The 18097-nt window shown below is 72.2% G+C and carries 13 protein-coding genes; 10 read left to right on the top strand and 3 right to left on the bottom strand.

Translation table 11 applies throughout. The features are described 5' to 3' along the window. The first annotated feature begins 314 nt into the window (after positions 1-314). Together B1A86_RS10740 and B1A86_RS10735 are read left to right on the top strand one after the other, a co-directional pair. Complete coding sequence (locus tag B1A86_RS10740) at positions 315-980, top strand: response regulator transcription factor (protein WP_078025668.1); 666 nt, start codon at positions 315-317, stop codon at positions 978-980. After that, a complete protein-coding gene (locus B1A86_RS10735; protein WP_078025669.1) occupies positions 977-2326 on the top strand; it encodes a sensor histidine kinase in 1350 nt (449 codons plus the stop codon). The genes B1A86_RS10740 and B1A86_RS10735 overlap by 4 nt, the downstream gene beginning before the upstream one ends. 138 nt (positions 2327-2464) lie before the next feature. On the opposite strand, the gene B1A86_RS10730 is transcribed toward B1A86_RS10735, so the two are convergent. Beyond that, positions 2465-5842, bottom strand: coding sequence for a beta-phosphoglucomutase family hydrolase (locus B1A86_RS10730; protein WP_036339360.1), 3378 nt, complete (start codon positions 5840-5842; stop codon positions 2465-2467). Positions 5843-6128: 286 nt separating this feature from the next. Between B1A86_RS10730 and B1A86_RS10725 the strand changes: the two genes are divergently transcribed. Beyond that, positions 6129-6719, top strand: coding sequence for a hypothetical protein (locus B1A86_RS10725; protein ID WP_036339378.1), 591 nt, complete (start codon positions 6129-6131; stop codon positions 6717-6719). Between the two features lie 16 nt (positions 6720-6735). Here B1A86_RS10725 and rlmC read toward each other — a convergent pair whose 3' ends face one another. Together rlmC and B1A86_RS10715 are read right to left on the bottom strand one after the other, a co-directional pair. Next, on the bottom strand, positions 6736-7947 hold the full coding sequence (gene rlmC, locus B1A86_RS10720; RefSeq protein WP_078025670.1) for a 23S rRNA (uracil(747)-C(5))-methyltransferase RlmC: 1212 nt from the start codon (positions 7945-7947) through the stop codon (positions 6736-6738). Positions 7948-7957: 10 nt separating this feature from the next. Then, positions 7958-8566 carry a HEAT repeat domain-containing protein gene (locus tag B1A86_RS10715; protein ID WP_078025671.1) on the bottom strand — a complete coding sequence of 203 codons (609 nt, stop codon included), beginning with the start codon at positions 8564-8566 and terminating at the stop codon, positions 7958-7960. Between the two features lie 120 nt (positions 8567-8686). Here B1A86_RS10715 and B1A86_RS10710 point away from each other — a divergent pair, with 120 nt between their 5' ends. The 7 genes from B1A86_RS10710 (at position 8687) to B1A86_RS10680 (ending at position 18081) form a co-directional block, all read left to right on the top strand. Next, complete coding sequence (locus tag B1A86_RS10710; RefSeq protein ID WP_036316197.1) at positions 8687-9661, top strand: acyl-CoA thioesterase; 975 nt, start codon at positions 8687-8689, stop codon at positions 9659-9661. Between the two features lie 24 nt (positions 9662-9685). Continuing rightward, complete coding sequence (locus B1A86_RS10705; protein WP_036316196.1) at positions 9686-10954, top strand: phosphatidylserine/phosphatidylglycerophosphate/cardiolipin synthase family protein; 1269 nt, start codon at positions 9686-9688, stop codon at positions 10952-10954. Between the two features lie 362 nt (positions 10955-11316). Next, positions 11317-13074 (top strand): ABC transporter ATP-binding protein, encoded by a 1758-nt coding sequence (locus B1A86_RS10700; protein WP_078025672.1) that lies wholly within the window; start codon positions 11317-11319, stop codon positions 13072-13074. Next, positions 13071-15158 carry an ABC transporter ATP-binding protein gene (locus tag B1A86_RS10695; RefSeq protein ID WP_078025673.1) on the top strand — a complete coding sequence of 696 codons (2088 nt, stop codon included), beginning with the start codon at positions 13071-13073 and terminating at the stop codon, positions 15156-15158. Before B1A86_RS10700 ends, B1A86_RS10695 begins: the two co-directional genes overlap by 4 nt. Before the next feature lie 624 nt (positions 15159-15782). Continuing rightward, entirely contained in the window at positions 15783-16388 is a 606-nt protein-coding gene (locus tag B1A86_RS10690) for a hypothetical protein (protein WP_230594463.1), read from the top strand. Then, positions 16385-17440: a hypothetical protein gene (locus B1A86_RS10685; RefSeq protein WP_036316191.1), complete on the top strand. Its 1056-nt coding sequence runs from the start codon at positions 16385-16387 to the stop codon at positions 17438-17440. The genes B1A86_RS10690 and B1A86_RS10685 overlap by 4 nt, the downstream gene beginning before the upstream one ends. After that, positions 17437-18081: an ABC transporter ATP-binding protein gene (locus tag B1A86_RS10680; protein ID WP_010079956.1), complete on the top strand. Its 645-nt coding sequence runs from the start codon at positions 17437-17439 to the stop codon at positions 18079-18081. The genes B1A86_RS10685 and B1A86_RS10680 overlap by 4 nt, the downstream gene beginning before the upstream one ends. Positions 18082-18097: the final 16 nt, after the last annotated feature.

The following is an 18097-nucleotide window of genomic DNA, read 5'->3' as shown; positions in this document are numbered from 1 at the left end:
GCGGGGGGTGGAGCGGGGCCCGGGTGGGGCGGCCCGGTTCCTTGGGCGGAAGCGGCAGGCCAGAGCGTTCCGTGGGCAGAAGTGCCCTCTCTTCTGCCCACGGAGGCGACGGGGTTGTGGGTTCTGCCCACGGAGGCGATGGGGTTGTGGGTTCTGCCCACGAAGGCGATGGGGTTGCGGGGTCTGCCCACGGAGGCGCCGGGACTGCGGTGGCCGGCCGGGCGGGGTGGCCAGCCGGATCCGCCCCGAGGCGGGGGCCGACGTCGACCTTCGGCGGACGCGGGGCGGCCTGTGCGCCGCCTAGGCTGGACGCCATGATCCGAGTAGTCGTGGCCGACGACCAGGCGTTGATGCGCACCGCCCTCGAGCACTTCGTGGCCCAGGCCGAGGACCTCGAGGTGGTCGGCTCCGCCGAGGACGGGGTCCAGGCCCTCGAGGCGGCCCGCACGCTGGCCCCCGACGTCGTGCTGATGGACATGCAGATGCCCCGCATGGACGGCGTCGAGGCCACCGCGCGCATCTCCGCCGAGGCCCCCGGCGTGCGCGTCCTGGCGATCACCACCTTCTCCTCCGAGCAGTACCTCGTGCCCGCCCTGCGCGCCGGCGCCGCCGGCTACCTCGTGAAGGACGCCCCGCCGGCCGAGGTGGTGGACGCCATCCGCCGCGTCCATGCCGGGGACGCCGTGTTCTCCGCCCGCGTGGCCGCGGACCTGGTGGAGGCCGTCACCGCGGCCCCCGAGCACACCGCCCCCTGCCCGGCCGAGCCCCTCGCCCCGCACGAGCGCCTCACCGAGCGCGAGCTGGACGTGGTCCGCGAGCTCGCCAAGGGCGCCTCCAACGCGGAGATCGCCGGCGCCCCGTTCCTCGCGGAGGCCACGGTGAAGTCCCACATCGGCAAGGTCCTGGACAAGTGGCAGGTCCGTGACCGCGTGCAGATCCTCATCCGCGCCGCCCGCGCGGGCCTCGTGGACATCGGATGAGCACCGCGGCGCCCGCCCCCGCCCGGCCCACGACGGCGACGTCGCGCCCACCCGCCGATTCGCCCCTGGACTCCCGCCTGCCGGCGATCCTGCGCGCGGAGCCCGTCTCCCGGCACATGCGGATCGTCCTCTACGTGATCGTCGGGCTCATGGTGCTGGGGGAGATCCTCACCCTGGTGCTGGGGCCCATGGTGGCGGCCGGGCTGAGCGCCGATCCCGAACTCGCGGCCATCTTCGAGGAGGACGGCGGGCTGACGGGTGAGCGGCGGGAGCCGCTCCTGCGCTGGGTCCTGTTCCTGGCGAGCGTGCTGGTCACGCTGCTGTTCGGGTGGCAGCCCACCCTCGCGGCGGTGTTCGTGCTGCTCGGGAGCGCGTTCGGGCTGGCGGGCCTCGTGGAGGCGGACCACGCGCACCTCACCCCGCAGGCGTTCAGTGGCGGGGTCATCCTCGGCGCGGCCATGGTGACGCGGTACTCACACCGGGTGTTCGTCTGGTTCGCCCTGGGCGCCCTCATCCTGCTCACCGTCGCGGGCGAGGCCCTCACCGACGGCACGTGGGCGGACGAGGACAGCCTCAAGGGCGTCATGGTCGTCACGCTCATCGTCGCGCTGTGCGTGGCGGTGCCGGCCTTCATGATCCGCCGGTCCCGGCATCGGGCCCGGGACCGCGAGGCGGCCCTGCGCCGGGCTGAGGAGGCCGCCGCCTGCGCGGCGGAGGCCGAGCGGCAGCGGATCGCGGCGGAGCTGCACGACGTCGTCGCGCACGGGCTCACCGTGATCTCGATGCAGGCCGCCATGCTGCCCACCCAGAGGGACCCGGAGAAGCGGGCCGCCTCGGAGAAGGCCATCGAGCAGGCCGCCCGGCAGTCCCTCGTGGACCTGCGCCGCATGCTCACCGCGCTGCGCGGCTCCTCCCGCAACGCGCAGACGGCGGAGGGGGACGCCGTCGTGGACCTGCCGGCCCGCCTCGACGAGTTCGAGGCCCGCCTGCACGCGGCCGGGTTCGCGGTGGAGCGCTCGCTGACCGAGCTGGAGGAGCTGCCGCGCTCCCTGGAGCTGACCGTGCTGCGCGTGGTGCAGGAGTCGGTGACGAACATCCTCAAGCACGCTCCGCGCCGCGGCACGGTGCGCCTGACCTCGGAGCTCGAGGGCGCGGACCGCCTCGTGCTGTGCATCGCCAGCCCCATGGACGAGGGCGAGCCCCGCCGGGACCGCGTGGTGGTCGCGATGGCCAGCGGCTTCGGCCTGGCCGGCATGCGCGAGCGCGTGGCCGTGTTCGGCGGCACCCTCATGGCCGGCCCGCTGGGCGGCTGCTGGGTGGTCCGGGCCGAGCTGCCGCTGCGCTGAGCCGGGGCGGCGGCCGCGTCCTCCCGCGTCCTCCCGCGTCCTCCCGCGTCCGGGGGCGAAAGTGGGCGGTATCCCGCGCGGATACCGCCCACTTTCGCCCCCAAAGGGACGGGGTGGGGTGGCCGACGACGGCGGCCCTCAGTCCAGCGGGACCGTCAGCTTCTCGCCGGGGGAGAGGGTGTGCTCGCGGCCGGCGATGATCATCGGCACGTCGTGCCACATGCCCTCGCCCGCGGCCACCGTCACCTCCCGCTGGGTCATGTGGATGACCACGGGCTGCTGGCGGAACCGGATGGTGAAGCGGGCGCCGGGCAGCTGGGCGGGCATGCGGGGGTGCAGCCGGACGACGTCGTCGCGCGTCTCGAGGCCCGCGTAGCAGCGGATCACCGTGTCCACGGTGCCCGCCATCAGGCCCAGGTGGATGCCCTCCTTGGTGGTGCCGCCCTGCGTGTCCGAGAGGTCCGACTCGAGGGCCTCCGTGAACAGGTCCCACGAGCGGTCCGGGTCCGTGCGGGCCGCCACCCACGCGTGCACCAGGCGGGAGAGCGTGGAACCGTGCGTCGAGCGGGCCTCGTAGTACGTGACCATCCGCTCGAACGCCTCCTGCGGCAGCTCGTAGCCCATGCGGCGCAGGATCCGGTCCAGCTCCTCGGAGGAGAACAGGTAGCCGAGCATGAGGGTGTCGGCCTGCTTGGAGAGCTTGTACCGGTTGGTGGCGTCGCCCTCGGCCTGCAGGATCAGGTCCATGCGGCCGATGTTCCCGTACTTGGCGCGGTAGGCCTCCCAGTCGAACTCGAGCAGGTCCTGGTAGCCCTCGAACTGGGCGAGGATGCCGGCCTCCTCGCCCTCCTCGAAGAACGGCACGGTCAGGCGGGTGCTGACCTCCTCCCAGCGCTCGATCTCCTCCTCGGAGATCTCCATGAGCTCGGGCAGGCCGTCGTCGATCGTGTCCAGCCAGCGGACCAGGCGGGCGGTCTCCGCGAGCACCCACGAGGTCAGCACGTTCGTGTACGCGTTGTTGCGCAGGCCGGAGCCGGGGGTCTCGGGATAGCCGTCGTGGAACTCGTCCGGGCCCATGACGCCGTGGATCTCGTAGCGGTCCGTGACGGCGTTGTGCAGGGTCATGGACATGAAGAACCGGGAGATCTCCACGAGCATCTCCGCGCCGTAGTCCGAGATGAAGGACGTGTCCTTCGTGATCTCGATGTACCGCAGCACCGAGTAGGCGATGTCCAGGGAGACGTGCCGCTGGTTGTGGGAGTTGTCCGGCATCCACATGCGCGAGCGCGGGTTCCACAGCTCGGTGGGCGTCTCCTCGGAGCCGTCCGCGCCGGACTGCCACGGGTACATGGCGCCGGCCCAGCCCGCGGCCTGGGCGTTGGCGCGGGCCTCGTTGAGACGCCGGTAGCGGTACATCAGCAGGCCGCGGGTGATCTCGGGGCGGCGCAGCGTGAGCATGGGGTAGACGTAGATCTCGTCCCAGAAGATGTGGCCGCGGTAGCCCTCGCCGTGCAGGCCGCGCGCCCCCACGGAGGCGTCCAGGTCCCGGCGGCGGCCGTAGGCCGTCTGGAGCACGTGGAACGTGTGCAGGTTCAGCGCGAGCTGCTGGCGCAGCGACGCGCCGTCCTTGCCCATCGGGACCGCCGACCCCACCGGGGCCGAGTGGCCGGCGGCGACGACGGGCGGCGCGTACTCGCCGCCGGTCTCCGCCGCCGTGGAGCGGCGGTGGTGCCGGTACGGCTCGGCCAGGTCGATGCGCACGGAGAACCGGTCCCAGTTGGTGCCCCAGCGCTGCTCGTGCAGGGTCAGCAGGTTGCGGAAGTTCTGGGCGCGCTGGGCGTCCTTCACCGCCGACTCCCACACGGAGGCGCTGGCGTGGTCGTGGCTCGTGGCGACGGCGGCGACCTTCTCCAGCACGAGCGGCACGCCCTCGTCCACGTGGAGGAGGATGTCCTGGCCGACCACCAGGTCCGAGCCGTCCACGGGGCGGCGGATGGGCTCGTGGTGGCCCACCGGCGCCACCTGGCGGGTGCGGGTGGCCACGGCCACGTGGATGCCGGACTGGTTGGTGGCGGTCTCGAGCAGGACGGTCTCGCCGTCGATCTCCCGGGCCTGGACCGGCTCGAGGTGCTGGTTGGCGAGGGTGCGGTCGTCGGAGACGTTGAGGTTGGCCACGCGGCCCTCGATCTTCGAGCGCACCGTGAGGTCCCCGGACCAGTTCTCCGCCACGACGGTCAGCTCGATCGCGGCGAGGTGCCGGTTGGCCAGCGAGGTGAACTGTCGGGTGTGGACCGTGGTGCGCCGGCCCTGCTCGTCCTCGAAGGTCATGGTGCGGGAGAGCACGCCGCGGCGCAGGTCCATCTCCTGGCCGTACTCCACGAGGTTCTCCTCACCCGGCAGCAGCGGGCGGCCGTGGCGCGGGGTCACCACGAGCGGGGTCCAGTCCTGGATGTTGACCATGTGCTCGGTCTCCACGACCCGGCCCTGGACCATCGAGGTCAGCCGGTTGAACACCCCGGCCATGTAGGTGCCGGGGTAGTGGACGGAGGAGATGCGCGTGCCGGGCACGGCGCCGCGGGTGCCCCAGTACCCGTTGGCCAGGGTGGACAGGACCTCGCGGGTGCCCTCGGAGGCCGGGTCGAAGTGGTCCCAGCGCAGCACCCACGCGGGGTCGAACGGGGTGGTGGTGCGGTCCTCCAGATGCAGGGTCCCGTAGTCCTGGACCACCAGGTGGGCGCCGGCCGCCTTGAGCCGGCCCTTGCCGAGCTCGGGTTCGCGGTCCACGCCGATCACGAGGCCGAAGCGGCCGTCCGCGGCGGCCTTCACACCGGAGACGGCGTCCTCGAGGACCATCGCGTCCGCGACGTCGACGCCCAGCTCGCGGGCGGCCTCCCAGAACATCGCCGGGTCCGGCTTGCCCGGCAGACCGCGCTCGACGGCGGTGTTCCCGTCCACGATCACGGGGAAGAAGTCCAGCACGCCGCCGGCCGTGAGCACGGCGCGGGAGTTCTTGGAGCTGGTGACCAGTGCGACCGGCACACCCTTGGCCCGCAGCCGCTCGAGGAGGTCCTGGGCCTCCGGGAACACGCGGACGCCGTCGCGCTCGAGGACCTGCTCGAAGTAGCCCTGCTTGCGCTCGGCGAGGGCGAGGACGGTCAGCTCCGGGGCGGCGTCCGCCTCGGGGGCGTCGGCCTCCGGCACCCTCAGGCCGCGGGAGGCGAAGAACGTGCGGACCCCGTCCTCGCGGGGGCGCCCGTCCACGTGGTGCAGGTAGTCGGCGGCGGCGTCGAAGGGACGCAGCACGTCCGGGTCCGCGGCGACGACGGCGGCGTTGGCGGGCAGCGCGCCCACGGCGGGCAGCGCCCCGTCGAAGAGCTCCTTCCACGCCTGCGCGTGCACGCCGGCGGTGTCCGTGATGACCCCGTCCATGTCGAAGATGACGGCGCGGTAGCGGCGGAGCCGGTGACGGCGGGCGTTCAGGTCCTGCGGAGCGGCGGGGGTGAGCGTCTGCGACATGGGAACCAGCCTACGGGCGGGGAAGTGGGGCCGCACGGGGAGTGCCGCGGCGATGGTCACCGCAGCGAGCGCGCCGTCGTTCCGGCCGACCGCACCGCAGCGACATCACAGCGGTTCTCAGCTGCGGTGATGTCGCTGCGGCGCGGTGGGTTCCGGGAATAGGGTCGTGCCGACGGGGCGGACGTGTGCCCCCGCGCGCCGGAAGCGTGGCCCGGGAACGAGCAGGACACACTCGGCGGAGATGGCCGGGGGGCGAAGGGCTCATGAACTGGATGATGAGCAAGTGATGGATGCGAAGCCGACGCGGTTGCGGAAGAAGGCGACGCGGGAGGAGATCCTGGCGAGTCTGCCGGTGCAGGCGCGGGTGCGTCCGTCGCGGTGGTTGCTCCTGTGGCTGATCGTCGTGGTGTGCATCGCGGTGTTCGTGTGGGTGATCTTCCGGCCGCCGGAGGATGTCTCGGCCGGGTTCGGGGTGTGGCGTGTGGCGTCGTTCATCGGGTTGGCGCTGGCGTTGGCGGTGCTTCCCGCCGCGACGATGGGTCTGTTCCGGCCTCGGCATGTCACGTTCGATGAGCGACGGGTGTGGACGCGGGACTGGTCCGTGGACTGGGCGGACGTGAAGGAAGTCCGTGCTGTGGCGCCAGAGTCGGAGCACACGATGAAGGTGGCGCTCAAGGTGGACGAGCGGCTGTGGAACGAGGGTGGTCTGCGCAAGGCCAACCGGTGGGACTCGGGACGGCCGTTGCAGGGTGGCGGGTTGACCCGTGCGCAACCGCTCGTGCTCACGCAACCCGCGCTCGCGCCGTCGGCTCTGACGCTGCTGCAGGTCTTCGTCGAGTTGAAGAAGCGGAACCGCCGGGCGGGGAGCCCGCGGTGACGCGCCCCGGCCCCCGTCACCGCCGGGTCAGCAGTGTGAGCACCTCCGCGTGCAGGGTCTGAGGGAACATGTCGAACAACTGCACCCGCGCCACCCGATAGCTCGGCATCCGGGCCAGGTCCTGTGCCAGCGTCGTCGGGTTGCAGCTCGAGTACAGCACGGTGGGCGCGCCCGAGTCCTCCAGCGCGTCGGCCAGCTCGGCGCCGATGCCCCGCCGCGGCGGATTCACGACGACGGCGTCCGGGCGGGACCGCCGTTTCTCGAACGAAAGCGCCTCCGGAGCCCGCCGTTTCTCGAACGAAAGCGCGGAGGTGGCGTCGCCGGCGGAGAAGCGCGCCCGGTCGGCCAGGCCGAGCTCCGCGGCCGTCTCCCGGGCCGCGGCCACCGCCTCGGCGGAGGACTCCATGCCCCACACGTCGCGCACGCCGGCCCGGGCCAGGTGGAACGCGAACCCGCCCACCCCGCAGTACAGGTCCCACGCCGACGCCGGCACACCGCCCTCGGCGACCCACGCCGCCGCCGTCGCGTACAGCCCCTCGGTCACCGCGGTGTTCGTCTGGAAGAACCCCTGCGGGCGCAGCCGCAGGCCGATCCCGTTCAGTTCCATCCGCAGGGTCGGCCCGCCGGCGAGCACGATCTCCTCGTCGCCCTCGGGCAGGGCCACGTGCTCGGGCAGCAGGTTCGCGCTCACCACGGCGGCGGGTGTCCCGCGCGCCGCGAGGTCATCCAGCAGCCCCGGCACCGCCGCGCGCAGCGCGTCCAGCCGGTCGGCGGAGCGCAGCACGAACCGGACCATCGCCTCCCGGTCGGGGGAGAGCGTCACGATCACGTTCTTCAGCTCGCCCGTGCGGGCGGCGACGTCGTAGGGCTCCAGCCCGGCCGCCGTCACCGCCGCCGCGCACGCCTCGAACACGCCCTCCATGCCGGCCTCGTACAGGCCGCAGTCGCGCAGGTCCACGCCGGCGCCGTCGTGATGGCGGGGGTGCTGCCGCGGGTCCAGGATGCCCAGCCGCGGCGCCGCCGCCGACCCCGTGACCACGAGCTTCGCCTTGTTCCGGAACCCGGCCTCCGCGGAGGCGAACGGCTCGGCCACGACCGTGTCCGCATCGAGCGCGTCCGCCAGCGCGGCCAGGACCGCGGCCTGCTTGTCCGCGAGCTGCCGGGCGTACGGCACGCCCATCAGCGGGCAGGAACGGCACTCGCCGACATCGAAGTGGGGGCACTGCACGGGCGTCGCCTCAGCCCTCGAGGCTGACCCGCAGGCCGGGCCGGTCCAGGCGGATCGCGAGCTGCTCGAGGGCCAGCTCGGCGGCCGCGGCCAGGTCCGCGTCCACGTCCATCACCATGCCGGTGAGCACGGGCAGGGCGGACTCGAGGTCCTCGGGGCGGGCGAGGGCACCCAGTGCGGACGCGGCCGACGCGCGGACCTCCGGGTCCGGGTCGGCACAGCCGGCCCGCACCGCGTCCACGAGGGTGCGGTCGACGGCGGCATCGCGGCGCAGCGAGCCGGCGCGGGAGGCGAGCACGAGGTGGGCCGCCGAGCGGACGTCCGCCTCGGGGGCGGTGAGCGCCCCGGTCAGGGCGGGCAGCGCGCTGCGGTGCCACGCGTGCATCAGGGCCAGGGCGCCGGTCGCGGCGGGGCTGAGGTCGCCGTCGTCGCCGGTGAGGGCGCGGGCGGCGCCCGAGGTGACGTCATCGGGAGTGGCCGCGCCGGTCATCAGGCGCACCGCCAGCCCGGCGACGGCGGCCTCCCCGCGCTCGGCGACGGCGGCCTCGGTGCGGCGGCGCAGGCGGTCGTGCGGAGTCTGGGGCTCCGCGGGCAGGGGGAAACGGTCGAAGGCGGTCATGGGTCCATTGTCCCCCGTGCGCGGACCCGCCTGGGGCGCGGCCGGGAGGTTCCCCGCAGACTCCTGGACGGGGCGTGACCGGCCGCACAGGGCCCGGACTCGGGTGATACGTTCGACGGCATGAGACCCCCCGGAGCCCTCGCCCTCGAATTCCGGGCGGACAGCTTCGATCATCCCACCGGCCTGGTGGACGCCGGCACCGTCATCTCCTGGATCGAGAAGGCCGGCTACGCCGTCGCGGCGAGTTGGGCCGGGACGTTCGTGCGTGCCCGCTACATGGGGCACACTCAGTTCCGGCACCCCGTGCCGGTGGACCGCCGTGCCGTGGTGCAGGCGCGCGTGGTCCACACGGACGGCGCCGAGGTGCACGTCCAGACCCGCCTGCTGCTGCCGGAGATCCGCGACGACGACGGCGACCCCGTGGTCGCCACCTCGTCCCTCGTGGTCTACGCCGCGGAGGAGGGCGGGGTGCCCGTGACCGTGCCGGTCTGGGAGCCCTCGACCCCCGGCCAGATCGAGCGCGACGAACAGGCCCGCCGCTCCACCGTGGCCCGCCGCGCCGTCGAGCGCGGCATGGCCCGACTGCCGTTCCCCGCGCCCGGGGAGGCCCCCGAGGAGATGAGCACCCTCGCGTTCCTGGCCCCCAACGCGGAGGCCACCGTGGGCGGCACCATCAACGCGGGCGCGATCCTGCGCTGGGTGGACGAGGCGGCCGCCGTCTGCGCCGCCCGCTGGACCGGACATGAATCCGTGGTCGCGGTGTTCGGCGGCGGTGTGCGCTTCGTGCGGAACATCCACGTGGGCGACCTCGTGCGCGTGGAGGCCCTCCTGGTGAACACCACGGAGCGGTCCATGCATGTGGCGCTGCGCGTCTACGCGAGCCGACGCACCGGGGCGGAGTCCCGCCTGGTGGCGCACTCGATCGCCGTCATGGTGGACGTCTCCGCGGAGGACCAGGCCCAGCGGGTGCGGCAGTACATCCCCGAGAGCGAGAGCGCCCGGAGGCTGCAGGAGACGGCGATCGAACTCGTGCGCATGCGCTCCGAGGTGAGCGCGGCCTGGACCGAGATGCGCCGCTCGACCGATCCGCGCTGACGGGGCCCTGAGTAGACTGAGCGAATGCGTCGACCGTCCCTGCCGTCCCTGTCCCGCCTGCCGGTCCGTCGTCTCCTCCGGGGAGCGGCCGTGGCCGCGGGCGTCGGTCTCGTGGGACTGCCGCTGACGGTCGCCGCCGGGCTCACCGGCGTGGACATGGTCAAGCGCGGCGGCCGAGTGCGCCGACCCGCGCCGAACCCCGGCGTGTTCGACGCCCACGTGGAGGGCTCCGAGCTGCGCATCTTCACCTCGGGTGAGGACCTCTACAAGGAGATGATCGCCGCGATCGACGGAGCGCAGCGGATCATCAAGTTCGAGACCTTCATCTGGAAGGGCGACCCCACGGGCCAGCGGTTCATGGACGCCTTCAACCGGGCGGCCGCGCGCGGCGTGGAGGTCTACGTCTCCTACGACGGGTTCGGGAACCTCGTGGTCCCGCCCCGCTTCTACCGTCAGCTGGACCCGCGCATCCACGTGTTCCGGCTGCCGGCCTTCGCCCGCCCGATCTGGCGAGGCGTGGTCCGGCACAGCGGGTTCAACCACTCGAAGATCATGGTGGTGGACGACGAGGTCGGCTTCGCCGGCGGCTTCAACATCGGCGACGACTACGCCCGCCTGTGGCGGGACACCCACGTGCGTGAGCGCGGCCCGGCGGTGTGGGCGCTGGGCCAGTCGATCTCCATCAAGTGGAACGCCCACCACCGCGCGGGCGAGCAGATGTCCTGGCGCCCCCCGGACACGTGGGACCCGCGCGTCACCGTGGCCGCGAACCAGCCGCCGCTCCTGGTCTACCCGATCCGGCTGAGCTACCTCGACGCCATCCAGCGGGCGCAGCACCGCATCCTCATCAACACGCCGTACTTCATCCCGGACCAGCAGGTCCTCGAGGCGCTGCTGCACGCGGCCCGGCGCGGGGTGGACGTGCAGGTGATGGTGCCGGAGGACTCCAACCACATCGTGGCGGACTGGGCCTCGCGCGGCTTCTTCGGGAAGATGCTCGAGGCCGGCATCACGATCCTGCTGTACAGGGCCAGCATGATCCACGCGAAGACCGCCACCGTGGACGGCATCTGGTCCACCGTGGGCTCGGCCAACGTCGACCGCCTCTCCCTGGGCTTCAACTACGAGTCCAACGTGGTGGTCGTGGACCGCGACTTCGCCGCCCGGATGGAGGAGATCTTCGCTCTCGACGCCCAGCGGGCCGTCCGGATCGACACCCCGCGCTGGGAGGACCGTCACGGCCTCGCCCGCGTGGTCGAGGCCCTGCTGGTACCACTGCGTCCCCTGCTCTGAGGACCCCGGGCGCTGAGCCAGACGTTTCTGCAGTTCTGACGCCCGATCCGCAGCGGAATCATCTGGCTCACGCCCCCGTCTGGCGTCGCTCAGTCCTCGTGCGGGTCCGCCAGCAGGTGGTTCGGCAGCCGGTCGTCCGGGGTGCGCCCGGGGCGTCCGACGACGACGTGCGGCGCCGGGTTCACCGTCGAGGGGCCCGAGATGAGCACGATCCCGCCCACCGGCTGAGGGACCGGCGCTCCCTCGACGACGGCTGCTGCCCGCGCCCTCCCGCGGCTGGGGCACAATGAGCCCGGCCCCCTTCGGCCCACCTCACTGCAGCCCACGCGGCCGCGCGCCCATCCCGACTCCCTGGGAGCCCCATGCTCTGGACCCTGCTCCGCCGTCACGGCCGGCGCTATCGCGGCGACGTCGCGGCCGTCGTCGTGCTGCAGCTGATCAGCACGCTGGCCATGCTGTACCTGCCCAGCCTCAATGCCCGCATCATCGACGAGGGCGTGGCCCGCGGCGACACCGCCCGCATCTGGGACATCGGCCTCGTGATGCTCGGCGTGGCGTTGGTGCAGGTGGTCGCCGCGATCGCCGCCGTGTGGTTCGGCGCGAAGGCCTCGATGGGCGTCGGCCGGGACCTGCGCCGCGCCGTCTACACCCGCGTGGACGCGTTCTCCGCGGAGGAGCTCGGCCGCTTCGGCGCCGCGACCCTCATCACCCGCGGCACCAACGACGTCAACCAGGTCCAGATGCTCACCCTCATGGCCCTGAACTTCATGGTGGCCGTGCCGATCATGGCGGTCGGCGGCATCGTCATGGCCATCCGCGAGGACCCGGGTCTGTCCTGGCTGGTGTGGGTCTCCGTGCCGGTGCTGCTGGTGATCGTGGCGTGGATCGTCGCGCGTCTCATGCCGCTGTTCCAGCAGATGCAGGACAACATCGACGACGTCAACGGCGTGCTGCGCGAGCAGATCCAGGGCATCCGCGTGGTCCGCGCGTTCGTGCGCGAGCGCCACGAGACGCGCCGGTTCACGGACGCCAACGCCGCCCTGACGGAGACGTCCGTGCGGATCGGTCGGCTGTTCGTGCTGCTCGGCCCGGTCATCACGATGATCCTGCACCTGGCCACCGCCGCCGTCCTGTGGTTCGGCGGCCAGCGCGTGGACGCGGGGCTCGTGCAGGTCGGCGCGCTCACCGCGTTCATGCAGTACCTGCTGCAGATCCTCATGGCGGTGATGATGGGCACCTTCATGATGATGATGCTCCCGCGCGCCGTGATCTCCGCGCGCCGCATCGGCGAGGTCCTGGACACCGTCCCCACGCTCGGCGAGCCGGTCCGCCCGGTGACCCCCGAACGTCGCGACGGCGCCGTGGAGCTGCGCCACGTCACCTTCCAGTACCCCGGCGCCGAGGCGCCGGTGCTCGACGACGTGAGCTTCGCCGTCGCCCCCGGCACCACGACGGCGATCATCGGCTCGACCGGCTCCGGCAAGTCCACGCTGATCAGTCTGCTGCCGCGGCTGTACGACGCGACGTCCGGCGAGGTGCTCGTGGACGGCGTGCCGGTGACCGACCTGGCCCGGGCCGAGCTGACCGAGGCCGTGGCCCTCGTGCCGCAGAAGCCGTACCTGTTCTCCGGCACCGTGCGGGAGAACATGCAGTTCGGGGCCCCGGACGCCTCGGACGAGCGCATCTGGGCGGCCCTCGAGACGGCCCAGGCCGCCGACTTCGTGCGCGCCCGCACCACCGGCAAGGGAGAGGCGGCGGCTTCCGGTCTGGACTCGCGGCTGTCTCAGGGCGGCACGGACGTCTCGGGCGGCCAGCGCCAGCGCCTGTCCATCGCGCGTGCCCTCGTGGCCGAGCCGCGGATCCTCGTGTTCGACGACTCGTTCTCCGCCCTGGACGTCACCACCGACGCGCGGCTGCGGGCGGCGCTCGACCGCGCGGCGGCCGGGGTGACCCGGATCGTCGTCGCCCAGCGGGTGGCCACCATCACCGACGCCGACCAGATCATCGTGCTGGACGAGGGCCGCGTGGTCGGCCGCGGCACCCACGCCGAGCTGCTGGCGGACAACCAGACCTACCGGGAGATCGTGGACTCCCAGCTGACCGCGGAGGACGTGGCATGAGCGAGCACCTGACGGACGAGGAGATCCTCGAGATCCAGGAGCAGGGCGCCACCGACGACTGGGGCGGCGGGCCGGCCCGCAAGGCCAAGGCGTTCTGGCCGTCCGCGAAGCGGCTCATGAGCCTGTTCCGCACGGAGAAGCTGGGCCTGGTGGTGGTCGCGCTGATGGTGCTGGTCGCCGTCGTGCTCAACGTGTGGGCCCCGCACGTCCTGGGCCGGGCGATGGACGTGATCTTCGGCGGCGTGGTCTCCGCGCAGATGCCCGGCGGGCTGAGCCGCGAGCAGGTCATCGACGGGCTGCGCGCCCAGGGCGAGGACCAGGCCGCAGAGATGCTCTCCGGCATGGCGTTCACGCCGGGCGAGGGGATCGACTTCACCGAGCTGGGCCGGCTGATCCTCATCGTCCTGGGCATGTACCTGGTGGCGCAGACCTTCATGTGGCTGCAGGGCCGCGTGCTCAATGACATCGTCATGCGCATCGTCTTCCGCCTGCGCGAGGAGATCGAGGCCAAGATCAACCGGCTGCCGCTGAGTTACTTCGACCGCGGGCAGCGCGGCGACCTGCTCTCCCGCGCCACCAACGACGTGGACAACGTCCAGCAGGCCCTCCAACAGGCGTTCGCCTCGCTCGTGTACTCGGTGCTGACCGTGATCGGCATCGTCGGCATGATGTTCTGGCTGTCCTGGCAGCTGGCGCTCATCGCCCTGATCGCGCTGCCGGTGGCCGGCGTGGTGGTGGGCGTGATCGGCAAGAAGTCCCAGGCGCTGTTCTCCGCGCAGTGGCGGGAGACGGGCCGGCTCAACGGGCACATCGAGGAGTCGTTCACGGGGCATGAGCTGGTGACCGTGTTCGGCCGTCAGCGGGACATGGCCGCGCGCTTCGACGAGCGCAACGAGGAGCTGTACGAGGCCGCGTTCACGGCGCAGTTCTACTCGGGGATGATCATGCCGATCATGCAGTGGGTGAACTGGCTGGGCTACGTGGGCATCGCGGTGGTCGGCGGCCTGCGCGTGGCCAACGGGCAGATGACCCTCGGCGCCGTCACCGCGTTCATCCAGTACTCGCGCGAGTTCAACCAGCCGCTCGGGCAGATCGCCGGCATGTCCAACATGCTGATCTCCGGCGTGGCGTCGGCCGAGCGCATCTTCGAGCTCCTCGACGAGCCGGAGGAGACCCCCGACGGCACCCCCGCCCGCACCCCCGCCCGCACTTTCGTTCGGGAAACGGCGCCCTCCGAGGGCACCTTCGTTCGGGAAACGGCGCCCTCCGCCGCCTCCGGGCCCGACGTCGTCGCCCACCTCCCGCGCCCGCTGCGCGGTCGCGTGGAGTTCGAGCACGTGCGCTTCTCCTACACCCCGGAGAAGCCGCTCATCACGGACCTGAACCTCGTGGCGGAACCGGGGCAGACGGTCGCGATCGTCGGGCCGACCGGCGCCGGCAAGACCACCCTGGTCAACCTGATCATGCGGTTCTACGAGGTGGACGGCGGGCGGATCCTGCTGGACGGCGTGGACACCCGCACGGTCAGCCGCAGCGAGCTGCGCGCCGCCACCGGCATGGTGCTCCAGGACGCGGTGCTCTTCGGCGGGACCATCCGCGAGAACATCCGCTACGGCCGACTCGACGCCACGGACGAGGAGGTCGTCGCGGCGGCGAAGGCCACCTACGTGGACCGCTTCGTGCACACCCTGCCCGAGGGCTACGACACCGTCATCGAGCACGACGCCTCCAACGTGTCCGCGGGCGAGCGCCAGCTCATCACCATCGCCCGCGCGTTCCTGGCCCAGCCCTCCCTGTTGATCCTGGACGAGGCCACCTCCTCCGTGGACACCCGCACCGAGGTGCTGGTCCAGGGCGCCATGGCGGCGCTGCGCTCGGACCGCACGAGCTTCGTGATCGCCCACCGCCTCAGCACCATCCGCGACGCCGACGTGATCCTCGTGATGGAGCACGGCGACATCGTGGAGCAGGGCAGCCACGCCGAGCTGCTCGCGGCCAAGGGCGCCTACCACCGGCTCTACATGAGCCAGTTCAAGGGCGGGGAGGACGACGACGGCGCGGCCTCACGAGACGACGCCCGGTGATGGCTGCAGCAAGCGCAAAGGGAATCGGGACGGCCTGAGGAGGCCAGGAAGAATCCCTTGCCGTGGGAGGCCTTAGCGCCTAGTGTGTGACGCGGCTCATATTTGAGCTTGAATCCTGAGGAGGATCGTCACGGGTATGAAGCAGCGGGTTACAAAGGTCGGGGCCGGTATCGCCGTCGCGGGATTGTTGGCCGTTTCTGGGGCAGTGCCGGCACAGGCATTGACGGACTCCGGGCGACAGGACTGCAGTGCCGGAGGTGGATATGTCGGCGTCCGTGGCGAGCAGCAGCGGTACGGGGATTACCTCACGGTGTCGGTTGGGGGAGTGTCGAGTACCAAAGCCAACTACTACGTGAGGTACTGGGAGCCTGGTCTCCGAGGCACCCAGACCTGGAAGGCCGATTCGGTCTCATTGCTTCTTTCGGGTAGCAATGGCTACTGCTACTACCCCTACTGATATTTTCTCTGCGAGCGCTGGGGTGTCTTGTGCCTGAGGGGCGAATGACAAGCGGTTTCGCTGGTGCCATGGTCGGACTCGTCGGGGCCCTCTTGTTGGCGGGGTGTGCTTCCGGCGCGGACGCAGGAGCGTCGGCGCACGCGGAGACAGGCAGTACCCCCTCAAAGGTGTGGGATGCCGCCACATGGAAACCGACCGAGGTCATCGAACCCGTTCTGGCGACGGAGCCGGAGAAGGAAGCGGCCTACCGAGAACAGATGGACCGCCTGGCAGAGAGCGGGGGAACTCCCGAGATCCTTCAGGTCCAGCGGAAGGACTGGTCCACGACTCCCCTGGAATCAGATCAGAAGGTCGCCTCGTGCATGAGGGCAGACGGATTCCCCGTCGAGGTCTCGCCGACGGGCGGTCTCCGATACTCCACGCCGCCGGCTGCGCAGGCTCGCGCCTGGGCGCTGGCGATGAACACCTGCATCGCCCAGCACCCAGTCGACCCGAGCTATACCCAGGATTGGAGCGAACCGCAGCTTCGCCTTGTCTATGACTACTGGGACCAGTACCTTATCCCCTGTCTCGAAGCGCAGGGGTTCACTGTGGACACCAGCACACGGCCGTCCAAGGAGTCCTTCGTGACGGCCTTCTTCACACCAGGCCGCCATGACTGGTGGCCCTTGCAGGCGACCATGAGAGGCGTGCCCGAGGAGCGCCAGACGCAGGTCGTCCAGACCTGCCCGGAGCTGCCCCCGCAGGACGTCTTCTGGGGCACCTCCGGATGACCCGGCCGCTCCGCTGGGCCACGCTGGCCGGGGTGCTCCTGATCGTGGCCGTCCTGGCCTTCTGGGCCGGCCGGGCCACGCTCACCCCTCCGGCCCAGGCCGAGCAGCGTCCGTCCGAGGACGCTCTCGTCACCGTCGCCGAGCAGGAGCTCGGCCGCGTCATCACCCTCGGCGTCTCCGTGACGCGCGAGCAGGCGCCCGCCGCCGTGAACGCGCTGTCCGGCGTCGTCACCCGGGCCGGGGAGTCCGGTGAGGTGGCCGCCGGGGACGTGCTGTACGCCGTCGCGCAGCAGCCCGTGATCACCGTGCAGGGCGAGCTGCCCCAGTGGCGGGCGCTCGGCGAGGGCGCCACCGGCAGCGATGTCGCCGCGTTCCAGCGCATGCTCGCCGCCACGGGGGCGAAGGTGGAGGTCACCGGCACCTGGGACGAGGCCACCGCTGTCGCCTGGAACGGCTGGCTCACCGAGCGCGACTACCCGGCCGCGGACACCGTGGAGCTGGGCCAGCTCGTGGTGCTGGAATCACTCCCCGCCGCGCTCAGCGTGGACGCGAAGGCCACGGCCGTCGGCGGCGCGCTCGCGGGAGGCGAGACCATCGTCGCCCGCCCCGGCGACGAGCCCACGTTCGCCATCGAGGTCAACCAGGACCAGGCCGCCATAATCCCGGCCGGCACCGCGGTGACCGTGCCCCACGGCGAGCACGAGTGGGAAGCCGTGGCCGGCGAGTCCACCGCGGACGACCAAGGGCTGATCCGCATCCCCCTGACCGCCCCCGACGGCGGCGCGGTGTGCGGCGCGGACTGCGACTCCCTGCCCGCCGAGGCCTCCACCTCCCTGCTCTCGAAGGTCAACGTGGTCCCGCCCGTCACCGGGCCCGTGGTCCCCGTGTCCGCGCTGCGCACCCAGCCTGACGGCGCCGCGAGGGTCACCGTGGTTCGCGACGGCGTCCAGGAGGAGCGCACCGTCATCGTCCGCGGCTCCGCGGACGGACTGGCCGTGGTGGACGGCGTGGACGCCGGGGAGACCGTGCGCGTGCTGAACGGCGCCCCGTGAACGCGGAGCTCTCCGTGGCGGACCTGCGCTTCGCGTACACGCGCGGCGCGGAGGAGCTGTTCGACGGCCTGACCCACCGCTTCACCCCTGGCGCCGTCACCGCGCTCACCGGCCCGTCCGGGCGCGGCAAGTCCACGCTGCTGTACGTGCTGGGGCTTATGCTCACGCCCTCGGCGGGCGTGGTGCGCCTGGGCGACGTCGACGCCTCCGCCCTCCCGGACCGGCGCCGGGCGCGGCTGCGGGCCACGTCCGTGGGGTTCGTGTTCCAGGACGCCGAGCTGGACCCGTCCCGGCCCATCCTGGACTCGGTGGTGGAGCCCGGCCTCTACGCCGGCCTGTCCCGTCGCGAGCTCGAAGGCCGGGCCAGGATCCTGCTGGAGCGGTTCGGCCTCGGGCACCGGGCCGAGCACCGGCCGGGCCAGGTCTCAGGCGGGCAGGCCCAGCGCGTGGCGGTCTGCCGGGCACTCGTGAACACCCCTGCGGTGGTGCTGGCCGACGAGCCCACGGGCAACCTCGACCCGGACAACGCCTCCCTCGTGCTCGACGCGCTGGCCGAGGCCGCGGGGGAGGGGCGCACCGTGGTGGTGGCCACGCACGACCCGGCCGTCGTCGCCCGTGCGGACGAGGTGGTGCGACTGTGAACCCGGAGGCCCGCCC

This window comes from Micrococcus sp. KBS0714, assembly GCF_002008305.4.
Taxonomy (GTDB): domain Bacteria; phylum Actinomycetota; class Actinomycetes; order Actinomycetales; family Micrococcaceae; genus Micrococcus; species Micrococcus luteus.
The sequence above is the reverse complement of the archived record's forward strand: the minus strand, read 5'-3'. Positions and strand labels throughout refer to the sequence as shown.